Raw genomic sequence first — 17,675 nt, forward strand, 5'->3', positions numbered from 1 at the left:
ATCACCAGTCTTCTTTTAAACTTATTTTTGCAGTCCCTTTATTACTTTCAGGCATTTCATCTGACCAAATTTCCATTCGTCCAGAAAACTCAAATCGAGGAGGAGTTACGATTGTAACTGAGTTTCTTGGATTTTCACCAACATGCCCTAACATACCTCCTTGATCCTTAGCTAAAAGTTTATTATATACATCTGTATGTAAAAGAATTGTTACCCCATTTTTATTCTGATAATTTTTAATTGAAACATTATATACTTCAAAACCACTTCCTGACCCTGAAGCTGTAAGACGTAGTATAATCATTGTACGGTGTTTTTTCCATAAAACTTTCTTTTTTTGACTAAGATAATCAAAGCCCAATGACAAATAATTTTTATTTTCAATAGTTTGTAACTCTATAAATCTTGGAATAGCTCGAACCTTTACATAATCACCACCTGGTATTTGATATTTACTTTCAGCTAGGTTTATATCATTCTTTTCATTTGTAGCTTCATTATTACCATACAATGATATCCCTGATCCGAAATATTCCTCTAAAGCCTTATATACAGGAGCATGTGCTACACTATCTCCTATCAAAAACACCCCTCTTCTATTCACAAAAGAACTATATGTAGAACCTTTTAATTTATAATGCGCAATAAAATCTGTAGAATCATAAGGTTCAAACATGAAAACATCATCATATTTTTGTTTGAATTCTTTGATTTGATGAGCAGGCCAAGGTTGGCTAAGATCTTTCTCATAATTGTCTACAATAAGCTCCTGTTCTTGATCTGCTTCTTGCATAAGTTGCCATTGACTTACGAAACCTGCCCCCGAGAAAATATTATTTCTCTCTTCTTCTGACATATCATTCATCTCCCAAAGCATCGCATTAAAGACGGAATCATTCTTGAACTGAATACATTTATCTCCCGCATAATCTACAATTTGGAAATCTGCTTCACCAACAAAAGCCTTTGTTTGTAATCCTGTCGTTTCAGCAACATTAATCAATTCCGCATCATTACTACATGATATCATCAATAAAGTACATGCAGATGCTAAAAGCACTGTCTTTTTGTCCATACTTCTAAAATTTGAATTATTTATAAATTAAAAAAACCTTCTGCGTAGTTTTCTGAATCTGATATATAAAGTCCATAAGATCCAGAAGTACATTCATCTAATGAGATAATACTAGAAGAAACATCTTGTGTATCCACTATCTCCTCATAAACGATATTTCCATTCGCATCCACAACAGATACTCGTACCTCTCCTATATATTCTAAAAACTCCAAAGACAAAACTTTTGAAGTTTCATCTATGTCTGCTTTTATAGGTACATCCAAATTTACAGATCGCTGTTTTTTCTTAAGATGACCATGTAAAGGCACATGACCTGCAAAAGATGGAATACAAATTGAAAAAATAAACAACACTGTTAGTAGCCATTTTACATTTTTCATAATCTCTCTTTTTTTGTTATGTTTCGGTTGCAAATCTAGAGATTATATATGATCTAAAGGGGTTAAATTATGTAATCCACATAGACAAAGAAAAAAACGTAAACACTTGACAATCAAATACTATAAAAACAAATACATAGACAAACAATCGTAGAGCCCCTTAAATGAAGGTTTATTACATACTAAATATTAACAAGAGATTCATACAATCCTTGTTTACCTTCCCAATTTAATTTCTTTCGTACTCGCAAACGTGTACGATCGACGGAAGTAGGAATAATATTTAAAAGGATAGATATAGCTGTTGAATCAAGTTTAAATAATGTAAGGAAACAAAGATGCATCTCCGATGGTGACAAGCCTGCATCCTTCAGTACCTTTATAACACTAGGGTAAACTTCCATCATCAAAACTTCAATATCAATCCACATTTTTTCGGAAACGGGTGCTTCAGAATGATTAGGCTGCACAGTTTGAGATATTTTCTTTATTTTTTTAGCTAAATTACTATTGAGAATTTTAGATTCTCTTAATTCGAATAATCGAGATCTCAAGCTATCTACCTCTTTCTGTACATTTTCATATTCCACTTGCATTTTCACCGAAGAATACTGAGTATTTTGCAATTGGATTAGTTCATCACTCTTTCTCCGAAGTTCTGCATATAATTGATATATGCTTTGATTCAAAGTATTAATTTTTTCTTGTTGTTTTAAAAGTGAACGATTCTTTCTTCTTATCGTAGCTAAATAGACAATAATGAGTAAAGCACATAAAAATAACAATATCAATATAAAAGTATAATTCCTTTGCCCCTTTAATAGTAATCTTATATTTTCATTATGCAATTTCAAATGTTCATATTTTTGTTCTGTATCATATATATCGACAGATTTACTTATATTCATAAGGGAATCCTCTGCTGCTACATATTCTTCATAAAAAGACAAAGCTCTTTTATAATCATCTCTTTCTTTATTTATTTTATAATAATGATAAGCAATAGTAGCCGGTACAAAATCATTATCTATGGATACACTATTAGCCTTTTGAAGATAATTTTCCGCTTGTTCTAAATTTCCACGCTTTTGCTCAAGATCTGATAAGGTCAAATAATCCGAAGCAGTATCACTCGAATCCTCTTTTATGCTCTTCAATAAATATTTTTCAGCTAAATCATATTTTTCCAAAACATTAAATATATTACCTAGACCATTGTATACATAATTTCTAACCTCATCTACTCTCAAGGAATCTATTATCACTTCTGCTCGCTTCAATATAGTTAAAGCTAAATAATTAGAATCAACATCCATATAACTCCTTCCCTCATTCACAAACGAACGCACATAGCTTTTCATATTACCGGCCAATCGAAAATACCGTCCGCTCTCCTTATATTTTTTTGCAGCTAACACATAACGATCATCCAGTTCATACAAATCCCCCATATAACTACAAATATACCCGGCACGATTATAATCCTTAATCGCCAACGCTACTTTCAGCGCATCGGAGTAAGTCCTCATTGCCTTCTCGTACTCCTTATCCTCCACGTACGAACGCCCCAGATAAAGACCGATCTCAGCCTCCTCTTCCCGCATCTTTTTCTTTTGATAGTATTTCAAGGCGATCTCAAGCTGGTTCGTATAAGGCATCTCGTCCTCTATTTTATCGGCGGCACGTGCGTATAACATACACCAACGGGCTATCAGACGGGGACTCATCTCTTCTGGGAGCGGAATGGAATCCAATGTAGTGATTACACTATCCGGATAAGCATCAAACAGGCGTTCCGCCTGATTGATCAAACGGATTTCCTCAGATTCATTTTGGCATCCTACCACAAGGAAAGTCAAGGAAGTTAATAGTATATATATAAATGACTTCATCCTTTATTATAGATAAGCAAAATTAAATATTTTTAATTCATAAACAAACGATAGAACAACAAAATAACAAATACAAGAAGAAAAAAAACACAATAAGTCCATGCAAAGGTATCAAGTTATATATACATGAATATCAGTGATATAAAAACATCATCATGTTTTCCGGAAAACACGTACATGTTTTTCCGAAAAGTCGTACGTGTTTTTCATAAATCACGTACGTGTTTTTCCCGGAAATCTTATAAGGAAAATAAAAACACATAAAAAATAGACAATAAGCCGGATCAGCAATAATTCATTGTACAACTTACAAATACAACCAATCATAAATATCCAACTAGCTTATTGCTTATCTCAATTATTTTACAAACCTTTGCGACCATTACTACAATATTAAACTAAAATCTTTACTATGGAATTACAAACGATACAAAACAAGATTCACGAGATCAGAGGTATGAAAGTCATGCTGGATTTTGATCTGGCGGAAATGTATGGAACGGAAACTGCCCAATTGAAACGTGCGGTCAGACGTAATATAGAACGCTTTGAAGGAGATGATTTCATGTTTGAGTTAACCAAGGAGGAACTTTCAAGATGCCAATTTGGTATCTTGAATAAAGGAAGAGGTAGTAATTTCAAATATAAGCCTTTTGCTTTCACGGAATTAGGGGTGGCTATGCTTAGTAGTGTGCTAAATTCTAAAACTGCCATAGAAATCAACAGAAACATTATGAGAGCCTTTGTCGCTATCCGGAATTATACCTTACAAACTATCACTAGTTCCATCGAAATTAAAGAACTACAAGAACGTATCAAATCTCTTGAAATGGCTAATGAGGAAACCCTTTGCGCTATCAATGATCTCAGTGAAGACACCCAAAAGTCTTTGGATGATATTTACATAGCTCTTTCCGAACTGGCTACAAAGAAAAAGAACAATGCTAAAAAGCCTAAAATTGGTTATATCAAATAAAGTAAACTAATAAGTTCTTATACTATGGAATTACAAGCGATACAAAACAAGATTTATGAGATCAGAGGGCAAAAAGTCATGCTGGATTTTGATCTGGCGGAAATGTATGGAACGGAAACCGCCCAATTGAAACGTGCGGTCAGACGAAACATAGAACGCTTTCCTGATGATTTTATGTTCACATTAACAATTCAAGAATTTAACAACTTGAAAAACAATATGGTATGCCAAATTGGCATCTCAAAGAAAGGAGGTAACCAATATGCTCCATTCGCTTTCACGGAGCAAGGTATAGCAATGCTTTCTTCTGTACTCAGATCCGATACAGCCATTAAAGTCAATATCTCTATCATGCGTGCTTTCGTCGGTATACGACAAATAATAAGTTCTTCCTCCCCTTTGCTTGAACTCCAACAAGAAGTAAAGGAACTCAAAGCGTATATCGAAGAAGCATTTGCCGATTACAACGACATCAACGAAGATACCCGTACGCAACTTGAGCTAATCAATCTGTCACTCGCTGAGTTACAAGCGAAAAGAACCGAGAATCAATCTCGCCCCCGGATTGGTTACGTGAAATAAACAGTTCATGTAAATAACTCATATAAAATAAATAAATTCACTAACTTTGTGGCCTTAAATAGAAAACGATACAAAAACGATAAACGATCATGGAGTACAATTTCAGAGAGATTGAGAAGAAGTGGCACGACTACTGGATTGCCGAAAAGGTTTATAAAGTCGAAAAGGACACGAATAAGCCTAAATACTATGTATTGGACATGTTCCCCTATCCTTCCGGTGCGGGATTGCACGTTGGCCACCCGCTCGGTTATATAGCTTCTGATATTTATTCGCGTTTCAAACGTTTGCAAGGTTTTAACGTATTGCACCCGATGGGTTACGACGCTTACGGATTGCCCGCGGAGCAATACGCCATCCAGACCGGCCAACATCCGGAGATCACGACAAAGAATAATATAGCCCGTTATCGGGAGCAATTGGAAAAGATCGGTTTCTGCTACGATTGGAGCCGTGAGATCCGTACCTGTGATCCCGAATATTACAAATGGACGCAATGGGCCTTCATCCGGATGTTCAACAGCTACTACTGCAACGACGAGAAGCAAGCCCGCCCGATCAGCGAGTTGATACAGGCTTTCGAGACCAGTGGTACGGAAGGTCTGAACGTAGCTTGCGGAGAGGAACTTAGTTTCACCGCCGAGGAATGGAAAGCCAAGAGCGATAAAGAAAAACAAGAGATATTACTCAACTACCGGATCGCTTATCGTGGAGAGACCATGGTAAACTGGTGTGCCGCCTTGGGTACCGTATTAGCGAACGATGAGGTCGTGAACGGTGTTTCCGAGCGTGGAGGCTATCCGGTGGAACAAAAGATCATGCGCCAATGGTGCTTACGTGTATCCGCTTACGCACAACGCCTGTTGGACGGATTGGATACGATCGACTGGACGGATTCCTTGAAAGAGACCCAAAAGAACTGGATCGGACGCAGCGAAGGTGCCGAGGTTCGCTTCAAGGTAAAAGACAGCGACAGGGAATTCACGATCTTTACGACCCGTGCCGATACGATGTTTGGTGTTACCTTCATGGTATTAGCTCCGGAAAGCGAATTGGTTCAACAATTAACTACGGCAGACCAAAAAGCGGAAGTAGACGCTTACCTAGATCGCACCAAGAAACGTACCGAGCGCGAGCGCATCGCCGACCGTCAGGTAACCGGTGTATTCAGTGGTTCCTACGCTATTAACCCGTTTACGGGCGAGGCGGTTCCCATCTGGATCAGCGACTATGTATTGGCCGGCTACGGTACGGGAGCGATCATGGCGGTTCCGGCGCACGATAGCCGCGACTACGCTTTCGCGAAGCATTTCGGACTGGAAATCCGCCCCTTGGTGGAAGGTTGCGACGTAAGCGAGGAAAGTTTCGATGCCAAGGAAGGTATCGTATGCAATTCTCCGAGAGCCGGCGTTACTCCTTATTGCGATCTTTCCTTGAACGGACTGACGATCAAGGAAGCGATAGCCGCTACCAAGAAATACGTAAAAGATCACGATCTGGGACGTGTGAAGATAAACTACCGCTTGCGCGACGCTATTTTCAGCCGCCAGCGTTATTGGGGCGAACCGTTCCCGGTATATTACGACGCCGATGGCATGCCTCAGATGTTGCCGGAAGAATGTCTGCCCCTGTTGCTGCCGGAAGTAGATAAATTCTTGCCTACCGAGACGGGCGAGCCTCCATTAGGACACGCCGTTAAATGGGCTTGGGACACGGTAAACCAAAAAGTCACCGAGGTATCGAAGATCGATAACCAGACGATCTTCCCGCTAGAGCTTTGTACGATGCCGGGCTTCGCCGGTTCTTCCGCTTATTATTTGCGCTATATGGACCCGCATAATGATAAAGCCTTGGTAGCTAAAGACGTGGATGAATATTGGAGAAACGTGGATTTATATATCGGTGGTACGGAACACGCTACCGGCCACTTGATTTACAGCCGTTTCTGGAATAAGTTCTTGTTCGACTTGGGTATCGTTTGCGAGGAAGAGCCGTTCAAGAAATTGATCAACCAAGGTATGATCCAAGGACGCTCGAACTTCGTGTACCGCATCAACGGAACCAATAAATTCGTTTCCTTGAACTTGAAAGACCAATACGAGGTCACCCCTATCCATGTAGACGTAAATATCGTATCTAACGATCTGTTGGATATAGAGGCTTTCAAGAACTGGCGTCCGGAATACAACGACGCGGAGTTCGTATTGGAAGATGGTAAATATATCTGCGGATGGGCGGTCGAGAAGATGTCCAAATCCATGTTCAACGTAGTGAACCCGGATATGATCGTTGAGAAATATGGTGCCGATACCCTACGTTTGTACGAGATGTTTCTAGGCCCGTTGGAGCAATCCAAGCCTTGGGATACGAACGGTATCGATGGCGTACACCGTTTCTTAAAGAAGCTTTGGGGCTTGTTCTTCGGCAATACGGATACCCTGCAAGTTACCGATGCCGAGCCTACGGCCGACGAATTGAAATCCTTGCATAAGCTGATCAAGAAAGTAACGTTCGACATCGAGCATTTCTCATACAACACGTCCATTAGCGCCTTCATGATTTGCGTGAACGAGTTAACGAGCTTAAAATGCAGCAAGCGCGCCATCTTGGAGCCGCTGATCACTTTATTGGCTCCGTTCGCTCCTCATATAGCGGAAGAGCTATGGCATCAATTAGGACATGATACGACCATCTGCGATGCCCGGTGGCCGAAACACAACGAAGAATATCTCAAGGAGAAATCCGTTGTTTACGCGATCTCATTCAATGGTAAAGCTCGCTACAACCTAGAGCTACCGGCGGATATTTCTAAGGAGGACGCCGAGAAAGCGGCTTTGAATCATGAGAACTCAGCGAAGTGGATGGAAGGCAAGGCCGTTAAGAAAGTTATTGTCGTTCCCGGCAAAATCGTTAATATCGTAGTGGGATGAACTTAAAACTCACAAAAATCTATTTTTCCGTACAGGATTATCTAATGATCCTGTTCGGAACTTTATTATACGGATTCGGATTCAACGCCTTTATCCTTTCCAACGAGATCGTGACAGGTGGGGTAAGTGGTATCTGTGCGTTGATCTTCTTTGCCTCCAATGGATTGATCCCGGTATCCGTATCTTATTTTGTCATCAACGTAGCCTTGTTGGTGGTAGCCTTAAAGATCCTTGGTCTAAAATTCTTGATAAAAACTATTTTCGGAGTTTTCTCACTCTCGGCTTCTCTCTCTCTCTTCGAGTGGCTGCTGAAAGGACAACCTATACTGCACGACCAGCCGTTTATGGCTATCATAATCGGAGCGTTTATGTGTGGTGCCGGACTAGGATTGGTATTCTCGGCGAACGGTAGTACCGGAGGTACGGATATTATCGGTGCGGTAATCAATAAATATAAGAATATATCGATCGGACGTATCCTTCTGTTTTGCGATTTCTTCATCATCAGTTCCTCTTTCTTCCTGTTCCATAACGTGGACAAGATCGTTTTCGGTTTCGTGGAGATGGTCATAAGCAATTACGTTCTCGACATGGTATTGAACGGTAACCGCCAATCCGTACAATTCCTCATCTTCTCCCAGAAGTACGACGAGATAGCGGATCGCATCATCCATGACTTAGGCCGTGGCTGTACGATACTGGACGGCGAGGGCGGTTATTCCCGCAAACCCGTCAAGGTAGTCGTACTACTCGCCAAGAAATCCGAATCCGTCTCCATCTTCCGGATCGTGAAACGGATAGACCACCAAGCGTTCATCTCCCAAAGCATTGTCCGAGGGGTATATGGTGAGGGGTTCGATCAGATAAAGACTTAAAAAAGAATATACAAACAATTTAAAGCATTTCCATACGTTATATATCTACCGTATAGAAATGCTTTCTTATTTAATAGATTACGAAATATGAAACTTGTATTCGCGACAAATAATCAACACAAACTGGACGAGGTCCGCAAGATAACCGCCGGATACGCGGAAATCATAAGTTTATCCGATATAGATTGCCATGACGATATCCCCGAGACGGCAGATACCTTAGAGGGAAATGCTTTGCTAAAAGCCCGCTATATCAAGGAGAAATTCGGATATGATTGTTTCGCTGACGACACGGGATTAGAAGTCGAGGTATTGAATAATGCTCCGGGAGTCTATTCGGCTCGTTACGCAGGAACAGGGCACGACTCGGAAGCTAATATGAACAAGCTGTTGTCCGAAATGAATCATAAAGAAAACAGAAAAGCACGTTTCCGCACGGTCATAGCTCTAGTCCTTGACGGAAAAGAATATACCTTCGACGGTATCGTGAATGGCTCTATCACTACCGAAAAACGCGGAGATAGCGGATTTGGATACGATCCTATATTCATGCCTGATACCTATACACAAACTTTCGCCGAGATGGGTAACGATACAAAAAACCAGATCAGCCATCGTGCGAAAGCCGTCATGAAGTTAACATCATTTTTATCTGATTACAATTGTTAATATGAGACATATACTTACTATCATTCTATTTTCATTTTTTTCATTCACTGTATTAGCCGCTAATTTTAATACAACCGGATGGAAAACGTATCTTTCTTACAATAACACAAACAGCGTAGAGGAATCGAACGACCAAGTATTTGTGGTAGCGGAAGGATCTCTTTATACGTATGGAAAAGATGATAATAGTATTAAGCAATATTATAAAGGAAACGGATTAAATGATAATACGATTTCTTTGATCCGCTATAATAAACAAACAAAATCACTCCTTATTATCTATGATAATTCAAATATAGATATACTTGAGGGAGGAGTGGCGACAAATCTACCTTATCTGTCAACCAGTACGTCCATAAGAGACAAACAAATCAATTCAGTATTGGTACATGATGAATATGCCTATTTATCGACAGCATTTGGTATCGTCGTGGTCAATATGGCCAAAAAGGAAATAAAGGATACCTACAAGCTTTCCTTAAATATAACATCGTGTGCCATACAGAATGGCAATATATATGCCTCTACAACCAATAAAGCAGAAGTATCTTCGGGGATTATATACGCCTCATTAAAAGAGAACCTACTGGATAAGGCAAACTGGAAGCCCTATGGATTATCAAACCTTTCCGATAGTCATACGATCTCAGCTATCGCTTCATTCAAGAATACCTTGTTCTACTTGGTCAGTCAGCAAGGTATCTTCTATGAAAACAATGGAGAGCTTTCCCGAATAATAAATAGCTCAACCCTAAAATACATGAAAGTAATAGGCGAAAAATTAGCATGTATAGATAACTCAAGGGTTTTCATCGTATCCGATACACAAAAGTTTGACCAAATAAACTTAAGTATCAATGACATCAGTACCTATCAAACAGACAAATATTGGATAGCGGAAGGAAGCAAAGGGCTACGTTCCATCCAACGGAAAGGCTCAAATAGTTTTGAGGCTCTTAATGAACCTATCATTTTAGACGGACCTTACAGCAATAGCGCATTCGATATTGTTTGTAAAAATGATAAAGTATATATGATCATAGGAGGTAAAGACCTCCTAAATGGTAAGCGCTTCGACAAAGGAGGTTATATTCTTACATACGATTATGATAAATGGTCTTTTATCGATCCTAAAGAAGCCCAAAAGAAACTCAATTTACCAAGAAATCCACGAGACTATACAAGTATAGCCGTAACGACCGACGATTCTAATGATGAGATCGTATACGCCTCTTCTATGGGTGATGGCGTTATCCAATATAAGAATGGAACTCCCGTCCAGTCATACAATGAAAAGAATGCCTTTAAAGAAACCGCAGGAGGCTATGGGTCCGGTTATTGTTATATAGATGGACTGGCCTTTGATAAAAATGGAAATTTGTGGATGACAAGCTCAGAGGTTAACCATGCGGTACTTGTTCTTGACAAAGCAGGAGCATGGCATCGTTTGGATATCGAGCAACTTAGAGGAGTTTATACAATAAACGATATACTTATAACCTCCACTAACGACAAATGGATTTATGTGCCTCGTAACACCCCTAAACTTGTAATGATACCGAATAGCGAGTCTTTAGATGAAGTTTCCTCGTATGAGTTTACTACACTTATTGATACCGACGGAAAAGAATTGACTCCTAGTAATTATGCATGCGTAGCCGAGGATAAGGATGGATATATCTGGGTTGGTACGAATCGGGGAGCCGTATACTTCACTAAACCTAGGATCTCTTCCGCTGAGGATAAAGCCGCTACACGTTGTACAAGGGTAAAATATACCAATGAGGAAACTGGTAATCTCGCTTATTTCTTAGATAACGTTGTTGTCACGACCCTAAAAGTAGACGCAGGTAATCGAAAATGGATTGGAACCAAAGGAAATGGCGTCTATGTTCTAGATAATGATAATGAGACAATCGTTTATCAATTTAATACGACCAATAGCCCGCTCCTTTCCGATAACATATACGATATAGAGATAAACGATAAGACCGGTGAGGTTTTTATCGGTACCGATAAAGGACTAAATTCCTATCAAGGAGAAGCTTCGGAAGGTAAATCTGATTACTCGGAGATCTATGCATATCCTAATCCGGTACGTCCCGAACATATGGATAAAGTAACGATTGTAGGATTAATGGATAATTCGAATGTAAAAATCACGGATTTAAACGGAAATATTATTTATCAAACTAAATCCTTGGGGGGGCAAGCTATCTGGAATTGCCGGAACGCAAGCGGATCACGTGTAGCGACAGGCGTATATCTTGTACTAGCTTCCACAGAGGAAGCCTCAGAGAGCGTTGTAACAAAAATCATTGTAGTCAAATAGAACAATGAATCAATCAGAGAAAGTTTTACTCAACTCCAGATTAATAAATCAAGTAAAAGAAGCGAATAATTTTGATTTTATTCGCTTCTTTCTTGCGTATTCTGTCATGTTCAACCATTTCAGCACACTGACAGATACTGATCCTTTTTGGTTTGTTAGCGGAGGATTTCGAGTGAAAGGTTTCTTTATTATTAGTGGATTTCTTGTTATGTTTAGCTTCTTACGTACGCCTAATACCCGGATTTTTTTCCGTAAACGTATTCAACGTATTATGCCCGCCTACAGCTTGACTATTTTATTATGTGCCTTAATCGGATTATTCCTTACTTCCTTATCCTGCAGGGAATACCTCACCTCTTCTAGCTTATACACCTATCTTATCTGTAATTTACTTACATTTAACTTTTTATCGCCGGATTTACCCGGCGTATTCGATACCAATCCTTTACAAGCGATGAATGGGTCTTTATGGACTATCAAGGTTGAATTCATGCTATATATCACCATACCCATTATCTATTGGTTACTGAAAAGATATAACAAATTAATATGCCTACTTCTTATTTATATCTTATCTTTCATCTACTCGACAACGTGTAATTATTTAGATGATATGACACACAACCCTATTTATGAATTCATGAAAAGACAATTCCCCGGACAAATGATGTACTTTTGTTCTGGTATTATCATACTTGCCTATTTCCCTATTTTTCGAAAATATATGAGATATTTGTTCCCTGTCAGCCTATTTCTTTTATTGGGTAGAGAGTATCTGTTGCTGAGTATTTTCGAGCCTATCGCTCTAGCCTCTATCATTATCACGGTAGCTTATGGATTCAAGTGGTTACATGTATTCAATCGGATGGGAAATTTCTCGTATGGTATTTTCTTGATTCATTTCCCGATCATCCAAATATTCATTCATTACGGACTTGATCGGTATAGCTTTATATTGACATTGGCTCTTACCACTATCCTTAGCACCGGATTGGGTATGTTATCCTGGAAATACATAGAGAAACCTTGTTTATATCATCCTAAAAAGAAAAACCAGATGAACGCAATGATCGGATGATCTGATCTGTTATCTTCTCCGCTCCTTTCCGGTTCGGATGGATAGCATCATAAAAATCCGACGTATCCAATAGCTCCATACAGTCGACGATAAGGATAGAATCAAACATTTGAGTAAACATTCGCAAAGCTCGTTGTTTCTCCGCTACTGTAAAAGCTGTTATATCCGGGTTATACGGCATGACAACCAGACAATAAATAATACCCCTATCCCTAAAATAAACGGAAGAACGCTCTATTAACCTTTTCCATTCAGGAGTGATTTGATATGCCTCGAATTTATTTTCTTCATTCTGTTCTTCTACTTTCCGTTTATAGACAGATTCATTTCTATCAGACATCGTAGAGTTTGGATAACGTAAATCAGAGGTTATAATTCCGGGGATAACATCATCATCCAACTTATTACGCAGATAAGTAGTCAAGCCGGAGAATAAACAATTTCGAGCCACATAATTATAGTATAAATTCGGTTCACTTAAAGTTTTTTCTAAAGCAGGAAGTAATTCACAGGTAAAACCATCCATTTTATATCCATACATATGTAGAGCTACCCGGTTGGGATCATCCAATTCGATCGGGCCACGTAATTGATCTAAATCCACACACTGTACAACTACTTGAACAGAAGATGGTAAATAGGAATAATACAAGGCACTCTCACTCAATCTCTGACCGGTAGAGGTAAGATTATATACACAGGGATTTCCTCGTAACTCTGCTTCTAACTTGTATCCGTTCACACCACTCATACCGCGGCTATTACCTAAAATGACAAGATCCGGACGCTCTTCCGGATTATTTAACGTACTCCATATAAGTCGTGTTCGTACGTAGTCGTTAGGCAATAATCGATAGAGATAGGGAGTGATCTGATTGAACAAAAACAACAAGATCCCCAGAAACAACAGGAATCTTATCATACTCTTTATTTGTTTATGCGTTGGTTTCATACTTGCTAGAATTGAAAATAAATAAAGCTAGAAGCGTTATTTCCGAAGAAATATATACAAAATAAGAGGATCGCATATAAAGTATATCGTATATATATACTTCGTATTTTCCTAATATCAAATCCAAACGGCTGTTTCCGATTCATCCACTCGATCACTAACATACAAGTAATGAAAATAAGCGATAATAAAGCAGAAACATTATTGGCCCCACTTACCTTAGGCACACGGAATAAAGAAGAGGAGAACAGATCATATATATAATCGAATGCCATTGATATATTCTCAGCCCTAAATAGAATCCATCCGATCACCACGAAGCCAAATGTAACCAACATAGACACAACGTTTGATGGTATCAACCTTATCTTTACATATTTCTTTAGTATCAACAATGCTATACATAGCAAACCATGGTAAACACCCCAAGCCACAAATGTCCAGTTCGCTCCATGCCAAAGACCGCTCAAGAAAAATATGATCAAGATATTCCGAATATGTCTAAAGAAACCATTATGGCTACCTCCCAAGGGAATATATACATAATCTACGAACCAAGTATTCAACGAGATATGCCAACGTCTCCAAAATTCGGCTATATCTAAAGAAAAATAGGGATACCGGAAATTTTGCCTCAACTGTATCCCAAACAACTTGGCTGTACCTATAGCGATATCTGAATATCCGGAAAAATCTCCATAAATCTGGAATGAGAACAAAACGGCTCCCAATAGCAAAGTACTAGCCGGGTAATTTCCATAGTTCCCGAATATGTCATCTACGACCAAGGCACAATTATCGGCTATCAGGATTTTTTTGAAAAACCCCCACATCATTTGTCGTATCCCATCTACAGCGTCGTTATACTCGAAGCTGCGAGGTCTCTCAAATTGTATCAACAGGTTAGTAGCCCGTTCGATAGGACCGGCCACCAACTGAGGGAAAAAACTAACAAATGCGAAAAAGGAAACGATATCTCTTGTTACCGGTAATTTACCTCTATACACGTCAATCGTATAACTTAAGGCTTGGAATGTATAAAAACTAATCCCGACCGGTAATAAGAGAGAAAGCGTAGAGATGTGCAATGAAATCCCTATATAAGAGAAAGCATCTATCAAACTATCCACAAAAAAGTCGTAATACTTGAAGAAAGAGAGTATCAGTAAGTTAAATATGACATTCGCAGCCACGATACCTTTATCGAACCAGCGAGGTATCTTCCCTGCCCTCGTACGTACTTCCTCTATTCCTATCCCACTCAGCCAACTACAGAAAGAGGTAAGGGCTATCAATACCAAGAACCGGTAATCCCACCACCCGTAAAAAAGATAACTAACTACGACTACAAATAAATTCTGTAGTCGCAGTCGCTTTCCGAAGACAAGCCAATACAGTAAAAATACGATTGGCAAATAAATCAAATATTCAATCGAATTAAATAGCATAATAACCGCGAAGATATAATACTAATGCTTTATACCCTCGAACATCTCCGAGCGATCTTCTTTCGCTTGGGTGGATTTGGCCTTGAAACTATTAAATGTCCAACTCAACGTCAACGTGATTTGTGGATATTTGGGTTTGATACGTGTCAGGGAGCGTAAATCCGCTGTTTGGATATCGCTGATATATTTGGCAGAACGGAAAATATCCCGGAAAGCTAAGGTAGCGGTTAGTTTTCGGTTACATAGTTGCTGGCGAACGGCTACGTTCGCATACCAATAAGCGTCCGTACGGCCCTGCGTCGTTACGGAAGGGCCTACAAAACTACCATCCAATTGGATACGGGTGTATTTCCCCAGATTAAACAGGTTATTCCATAGGATATCGTAATTGGTGCTTGAGGTCGTATTTCCACCGGCGGCCTGTTCGTTCTTCACCTTATAGTGATAAACGTTTCCGTTGACCGTGGTATTCCACCAACGTACCGGATGCAGGCTGACGCTTAGCTCGATACCTGTTGAATAATCATGTCCTACGTTTGACATCGAGTCTAAGGTTACACCGGCTGAATAAGGTACGCGCAACCGCTCGATCTTATCTTTCCGATACCGATGAAAGGCGGTAGCGGATACCGTATTTTCCCCGAAATTCTTCCGGTAGTTCAATTCAAAGGAGTTGATGTACTCCGGACGTATATCCGGATTACCGATCTCGGCCGTATAAAAGTCGCGATACGTAATATAAGGCTCCATATAGAAAAGCTGCGGACGTGTGGTACGACGGGAATAGGAAGCCAACAAGCGATGCTCATTCGGGAACGTATAGCCCAAATGCACCGATGGGAAAAACTCAAAACGATTCTTCGTACGATCCGCTCCCTCCACGGAACTTCGCAAGACCGTATGCGTATGCTCTCCCCGAACGCCGGCTTGCGCCTCTAAATTCTTCCACGTATGGGAAAGAATCGTATAGATAGAATTCACCCCTTCTTGAAAATAAAACGTGTTGTAGATATCGTCACGCCAAAAGAACGTTTGTCCCTTGGGGTCCCACCATTCCATATTGTAATCGCCGTCTTCCAGATAAGAATAATATTGGTAACCCGCCTCTAGCTTACCTCCTTTCCCGAAAGGCAAGGCGTAATCCAGATTGATACGCATCGTTTCCCGGTGCTCGGCCTCATAAGCACGGTGCCCCTGTTGGCGTTGCCCTTCCAAGGACATCAAGTCGTTAAAGAAATATTCCAAGGCATGGCCGCCATATTTGTAATAAGCACTACCGGAAAGCTCGTGTCCCTTATCGTTGAACTTATGCTGTACCGCCAGACTTCCCAAACCTATATTCTCATCATTATCATAATCATCTATGCTTCGATAATCTTCCGTCACCGGAGAGCCGCCCGCTACCGAACGGGTTTCCTTATAGTTCATCTCTCCCTTACGCTTATTTCCGCCATAGCCGCCCTCCAGATCCAACGCGATGGTTGTCTTGGGAAGATTCAGGCTCCAACCGCCTTTCATCGTATAATGATAGCTGTTTCCCGTACGAGGCCCGACGGAATGCGAGGTAGTGGTCTGATCGCCCACCACCGTCATCTTCTCTTGGTCGAAATCACTCTTGCGCAACCGGTCTGTCCACTGTCCGCCGATGTACCAACGGGAACGCTGATGTTGCTGTGCCAACAAGAAATCGACATGGCGGGAAAGCCACGTACTTCCCGAGAGATTCACCATCCCACTCAATCCCCGCTGGGAATGCTTCTTCGTGATAATATTAATGATACCCACGTCGCCTTCCGTATCATGCTTGGCGGAAGGTGTCGTGATAATCTCTATATTCTCTATATGCCCGGCCGGGACTTGCTCCAAAGCCTGTGTACCCGAGAAGACACTCGGCTTACCATCTATGTAAACCAAAAAGCCGCTGCTTCCACGAAAAGTAACATCGCCTTCCGCGTCTACCCGTATGGAAGGCGTATTCTCTAATATATCCACGGCGGAACCGCCTCCTCCCATCATATTAGAAGAGGCCTCGACCACTTTCTTATCCAACTTATAAACCAATTGGCGTTTCTCGGCCACTACCTCCACTTCGGCGATACCTACCTCCAAAGGACTCATCATCAACTTACCTAAATCCACCGGAGACGAGGCATCCAAGATGATATCATTCTTTGTAAACACATCATATCCCATCAGACGGACCATGACCACATAATTACCCGGAGCCACCTTAGTAAACGAGAAACGTCCTTGATCGTCCGGAAAAGTCTGTTGCAAAGGTTTTTCACTTCCCATCGTAAACAGAAATATATCCGCATAATTAATCACTTGATTCGTAGAGGCATCTATTAACTGCCCCTTAATACGGGCATCCGGAGAAGTAGCCCACGAGAGCGCACAAATCACCCATAATAAGGCCAACATTAGTCCTATCTTTTTCATGATATTGAGAATTACAATTAGATTTCTACACAAAAGTAACT

General features: G+C 40.3%; 13 protein-coding genes. 7 read left to right on the plus strand and 6 right to left on the minus strand.

From position 1 onward, the window contains the following. Position 1 precedes the first annotated feature (1 nt). From ACESPU_RS07660 to ACESPU_RS07670, 3 genes are all read right to left on the minus strand, one after another. Entirely contained in the window at positions 2–1,075 is a 1,074-nt protein-coding gene (locus tag ACESPU_RS07660; RefSeq protein ID WP_005863763.1) for a DUF4848 domain-containing protein, read from the minus strand. Between the two features lie 20 nt (positions 1,076–1,095). Next, on the minus strand, positions 1,096–1,458 hold the full coding sequence (locus tag ACESPU_RS07665) for a DUF3244 domain-containing protein (RefSeq protein WP_005860396.1): 363 nt from the start codon (positions 1,456–1,458) through the stop codon (positions 1,096–1,098). A 182-nt stretch (positions 1,459–1,640) separates the two neighbouring features. Beyond that, on the minus strand, positions 1,641–3,350 hold the full coding sequence (locus ACESPU_RS07670) for a tetratricopeptide repeat protein (protein WP_373133240.1): 1,710 nt from the start codon (positions 3,348–3,350) through the stop codon (positions 1,641–1,643). Between the two features lie 412 nt (positions 3,351–3,762). On the opposite strand from ACESPU_RS07670, the gene ACESPU_RS07675 reads away from it, so the two are divergent. From ACESPU_RS07675 to ACESPU_RS07705, 7 genes are all read left to right on the plus strand, one after another. Continuing rightward, positions 3,763–4,326 (plus strand): ORF6N domain-containing protein, encoded by a 564-nt coding sequence (locus ACESPU_RS07675; protein WP_087345186.1) that lies wholly within the window; start codon positions 3,763–3,765, stop codon positions 4,324–4,326. A 24-nt stretch (positions 4,327–4,350) separates the two neighbouring features. Continuing rightward, complete coding sequence (locus ACESPU_RS07680) at positions 4,351–4,908, plus strand: ORF6N domain-containing protein (protein ID WP_008773200.1); 558 nt, start codon at positions 4,351–4,353, stop codon at positions 4,906–4,908. A gap of 89 nt (positions 4,909–4,997) precedes the next feature. Beyond that, the gene (gene leuS, locus ACESPU_RS07685) at positions 4,998–7,838 is read left to right on the plus strand and encodes a leucine--tRNA ligase (RefSeq protein ID WP_121956133.1); all 2,841 of its coding nucleotides are present in this window, start codon (positions 4,998–5,000) and stop codon (positions 7,836–7,838) included. After that, on the plus strand, positions 7,835–8,713 hold the full coding sequence (locus tag ACESPU_RS07690) for a YitT family protein (protein WP_005860386.1): 879 nt from the start codon (positions 7,835–7,837) through the stop codon (positions 8,711–8,713). Before leuS ends, ACESPU_RS07690 begins: the two co-directional genes overlap by 4 nt. A gap of 87 nt (positions 8,714–8,800) precedes the next feature. After that, positions 8,801–9,382: a non-canonical purine NTP diphosphatase gene (locus tag ACESPU_RS07695; protein ID WP_009016536.1), complete on the plus strand. Its 582-nt coding sequence runs from the start codon at positions 8,801–8,803 to the stop codon at positions 9,380–9,382. A 1-nt stretch (position 9,383) separates the two neighbouring features. Further along, on the plus strand, positions 9,384–11,714 hold the full coding sequence (locus ACESPU_RS07700; RefSeq protein ID WP_373133241.1) for a two-component regulator propeller domain-containing protein: 2,331 nt from the start codon (positions 9,384–9,386) through the stop codon (positions 11,712–11,714). 4 nt (positions 11,715–11,718) lie between these two features. Further along, positions 11,719–12,792: an acyltransferase family protein gene (locus tag ACESPU_RS07705; protein WP_373133242.1), complete on the plus strand. Its 1,074-nt coding sequence runs from the start codon at positions 11,719–11,721 to the stop codon at positions 12,790–12,792. Here the strand turns inward: ACESPU_RS07705 and ACESPU_RS07710 are convergent. Genes ACESPU_RS07710 through ACESPU_RS07720 form a run of 3 tightly spaced genes read right to left on the minus strand, consistent with a single transcriptional unit; the run spans position 12,755 to position 17,634 of the window. Further along, positions 12,755–13,714, minus strand: a complete 960-nt coding sequence (locus ACESPU_RS07710; RefSeq protein ID WP_005863746.1) for a hypothetical protein — start codon at positions 13,712–13,714, stop codon at positions 12,755–12,757. The two genes, ACESPU_RS07705 and ACESPU_RS07710, sit on opposite strands and share 38 nt — an antisense overlap. A 35-nt stretch (positions 13,715–13,749) precedes the next feature. Next, positions 13,750–15,192, minus strand: coding sequence for an MBOAT family protein (locus tag ACESPU_RS07715; RefSeq protein WP_272026061.1), 1,443 nt, complete (start codon positions 15,190–15,192; stop codon positions 13,750–13,752). Positions 15,193–15,213: 21 nt separating this feature from the next. Beyond that, entirely contained in the window at positions 15,214–17,634 is a 2,421-nt protein-coding gene (locus ACESPU_RS07720) for a TonB-dependent receptor (RefSeq protein WP_272026057.1), read from the minus strand. Between the last annotated feature and the right edge of the window lie 41 nt (positions 17,635–17,675).

The organism is Parabacteroides sp. 20_3 (assembly GCF_964238835.1).
GTDB classification, from domain to species: domain Bacteria; phylum Bacteroidota; class Bacteroidia; order Bacteroidales; family Tannerellaceae; genus Parabacteroides; species Parabacteroides distasonis.

Coding starts and splice junctions, on each gene's coding strand:
- ACESPU_RS07660 (WP_005863763.1), bottom strand. CDS start 1,075: ATGGACAAAAAGACAGTGCTTTTAGCATCTGCATGTACTTTATTGATG.
- ACESPU_RS07665 (WP_005860396.1), bottom strand. CDS start 1,458: ATGAAAAATGTAAAATGGCTACTAACAGTGTTGTTTATTTTTTCAATT.
- ACESPU_RS07670 (WP_373133240.1), bottom strand. CDS start 3,350: ATGAAGTCATTTATATATATACTATTAACTTCCTTGACTTTCCTTGTG.
- ACESPU_RS07675 (WP_087345186.1), top strand. CDS start 3,763: ATGGAATTACAAACGATACAAAACAAGATTCACGAGATCAGAGGTATG.
- ACESPU_RS07680 (WP_008773200.1), top strand. CDS start 4,351: ATGGAATTACAAGCGATACAAAACAAGATTTATGAGATCAGAGGGCAA.
- leuS (WP_121956133.1), top strand. CDS start 4,998: ATGGAGTACAATTTCAGAGAGATTGAGAAGAAGTGGCACGACTACTGG.
- ACESPU_RS07690 (WP_005860386.1), top strand. CDS start 7,835: ATGAACTTAAAACTCACAAAAATCTATTTTTCCGTACAGGATTATCTA.
- ACESPU_RS07695 (WP_009016536.1), top strand. CDS start 8,801: ATGAAACTTGTATTCGCGACAAATAATCAACACAAACTGGACGAGGTC.
- ACESPU_RS07700 (WP_373133241.1), top strand. CDS start 9,384: ATGAGACATATACTTACTATCATTCTATTTTCATTTTTTTCATTCACT.
- ACESPU_RS07705 (WP_373133242.1), top strand. CDS start 11,719: ATGAATCAATCAGAGAAAGTTTTACTCAACTCCAGATTAATAAATCAA.
- ACESPU_RS07710 (WP_005863746.1), bottom strand. CDS start 13,714: ATGATAAGATTCCTGTTGTTTCTGGGGATCTTGTTGTTTTTGTTCAAT.
- ACESPU_RS07715 (WP_272026061.1), bottom strand. CDS start 15,192: ATGCTATTTAATTCGATTGAATATTTGATTTATTTGCCAATCGTATTT.
- ACESPU_RS07720 (WP_272026057.1), bottom strand. CDS start 17,634: ATGAAAAAGATAGGACTAATGTTGGCCTTATTATGGGTGATTTGTGCG.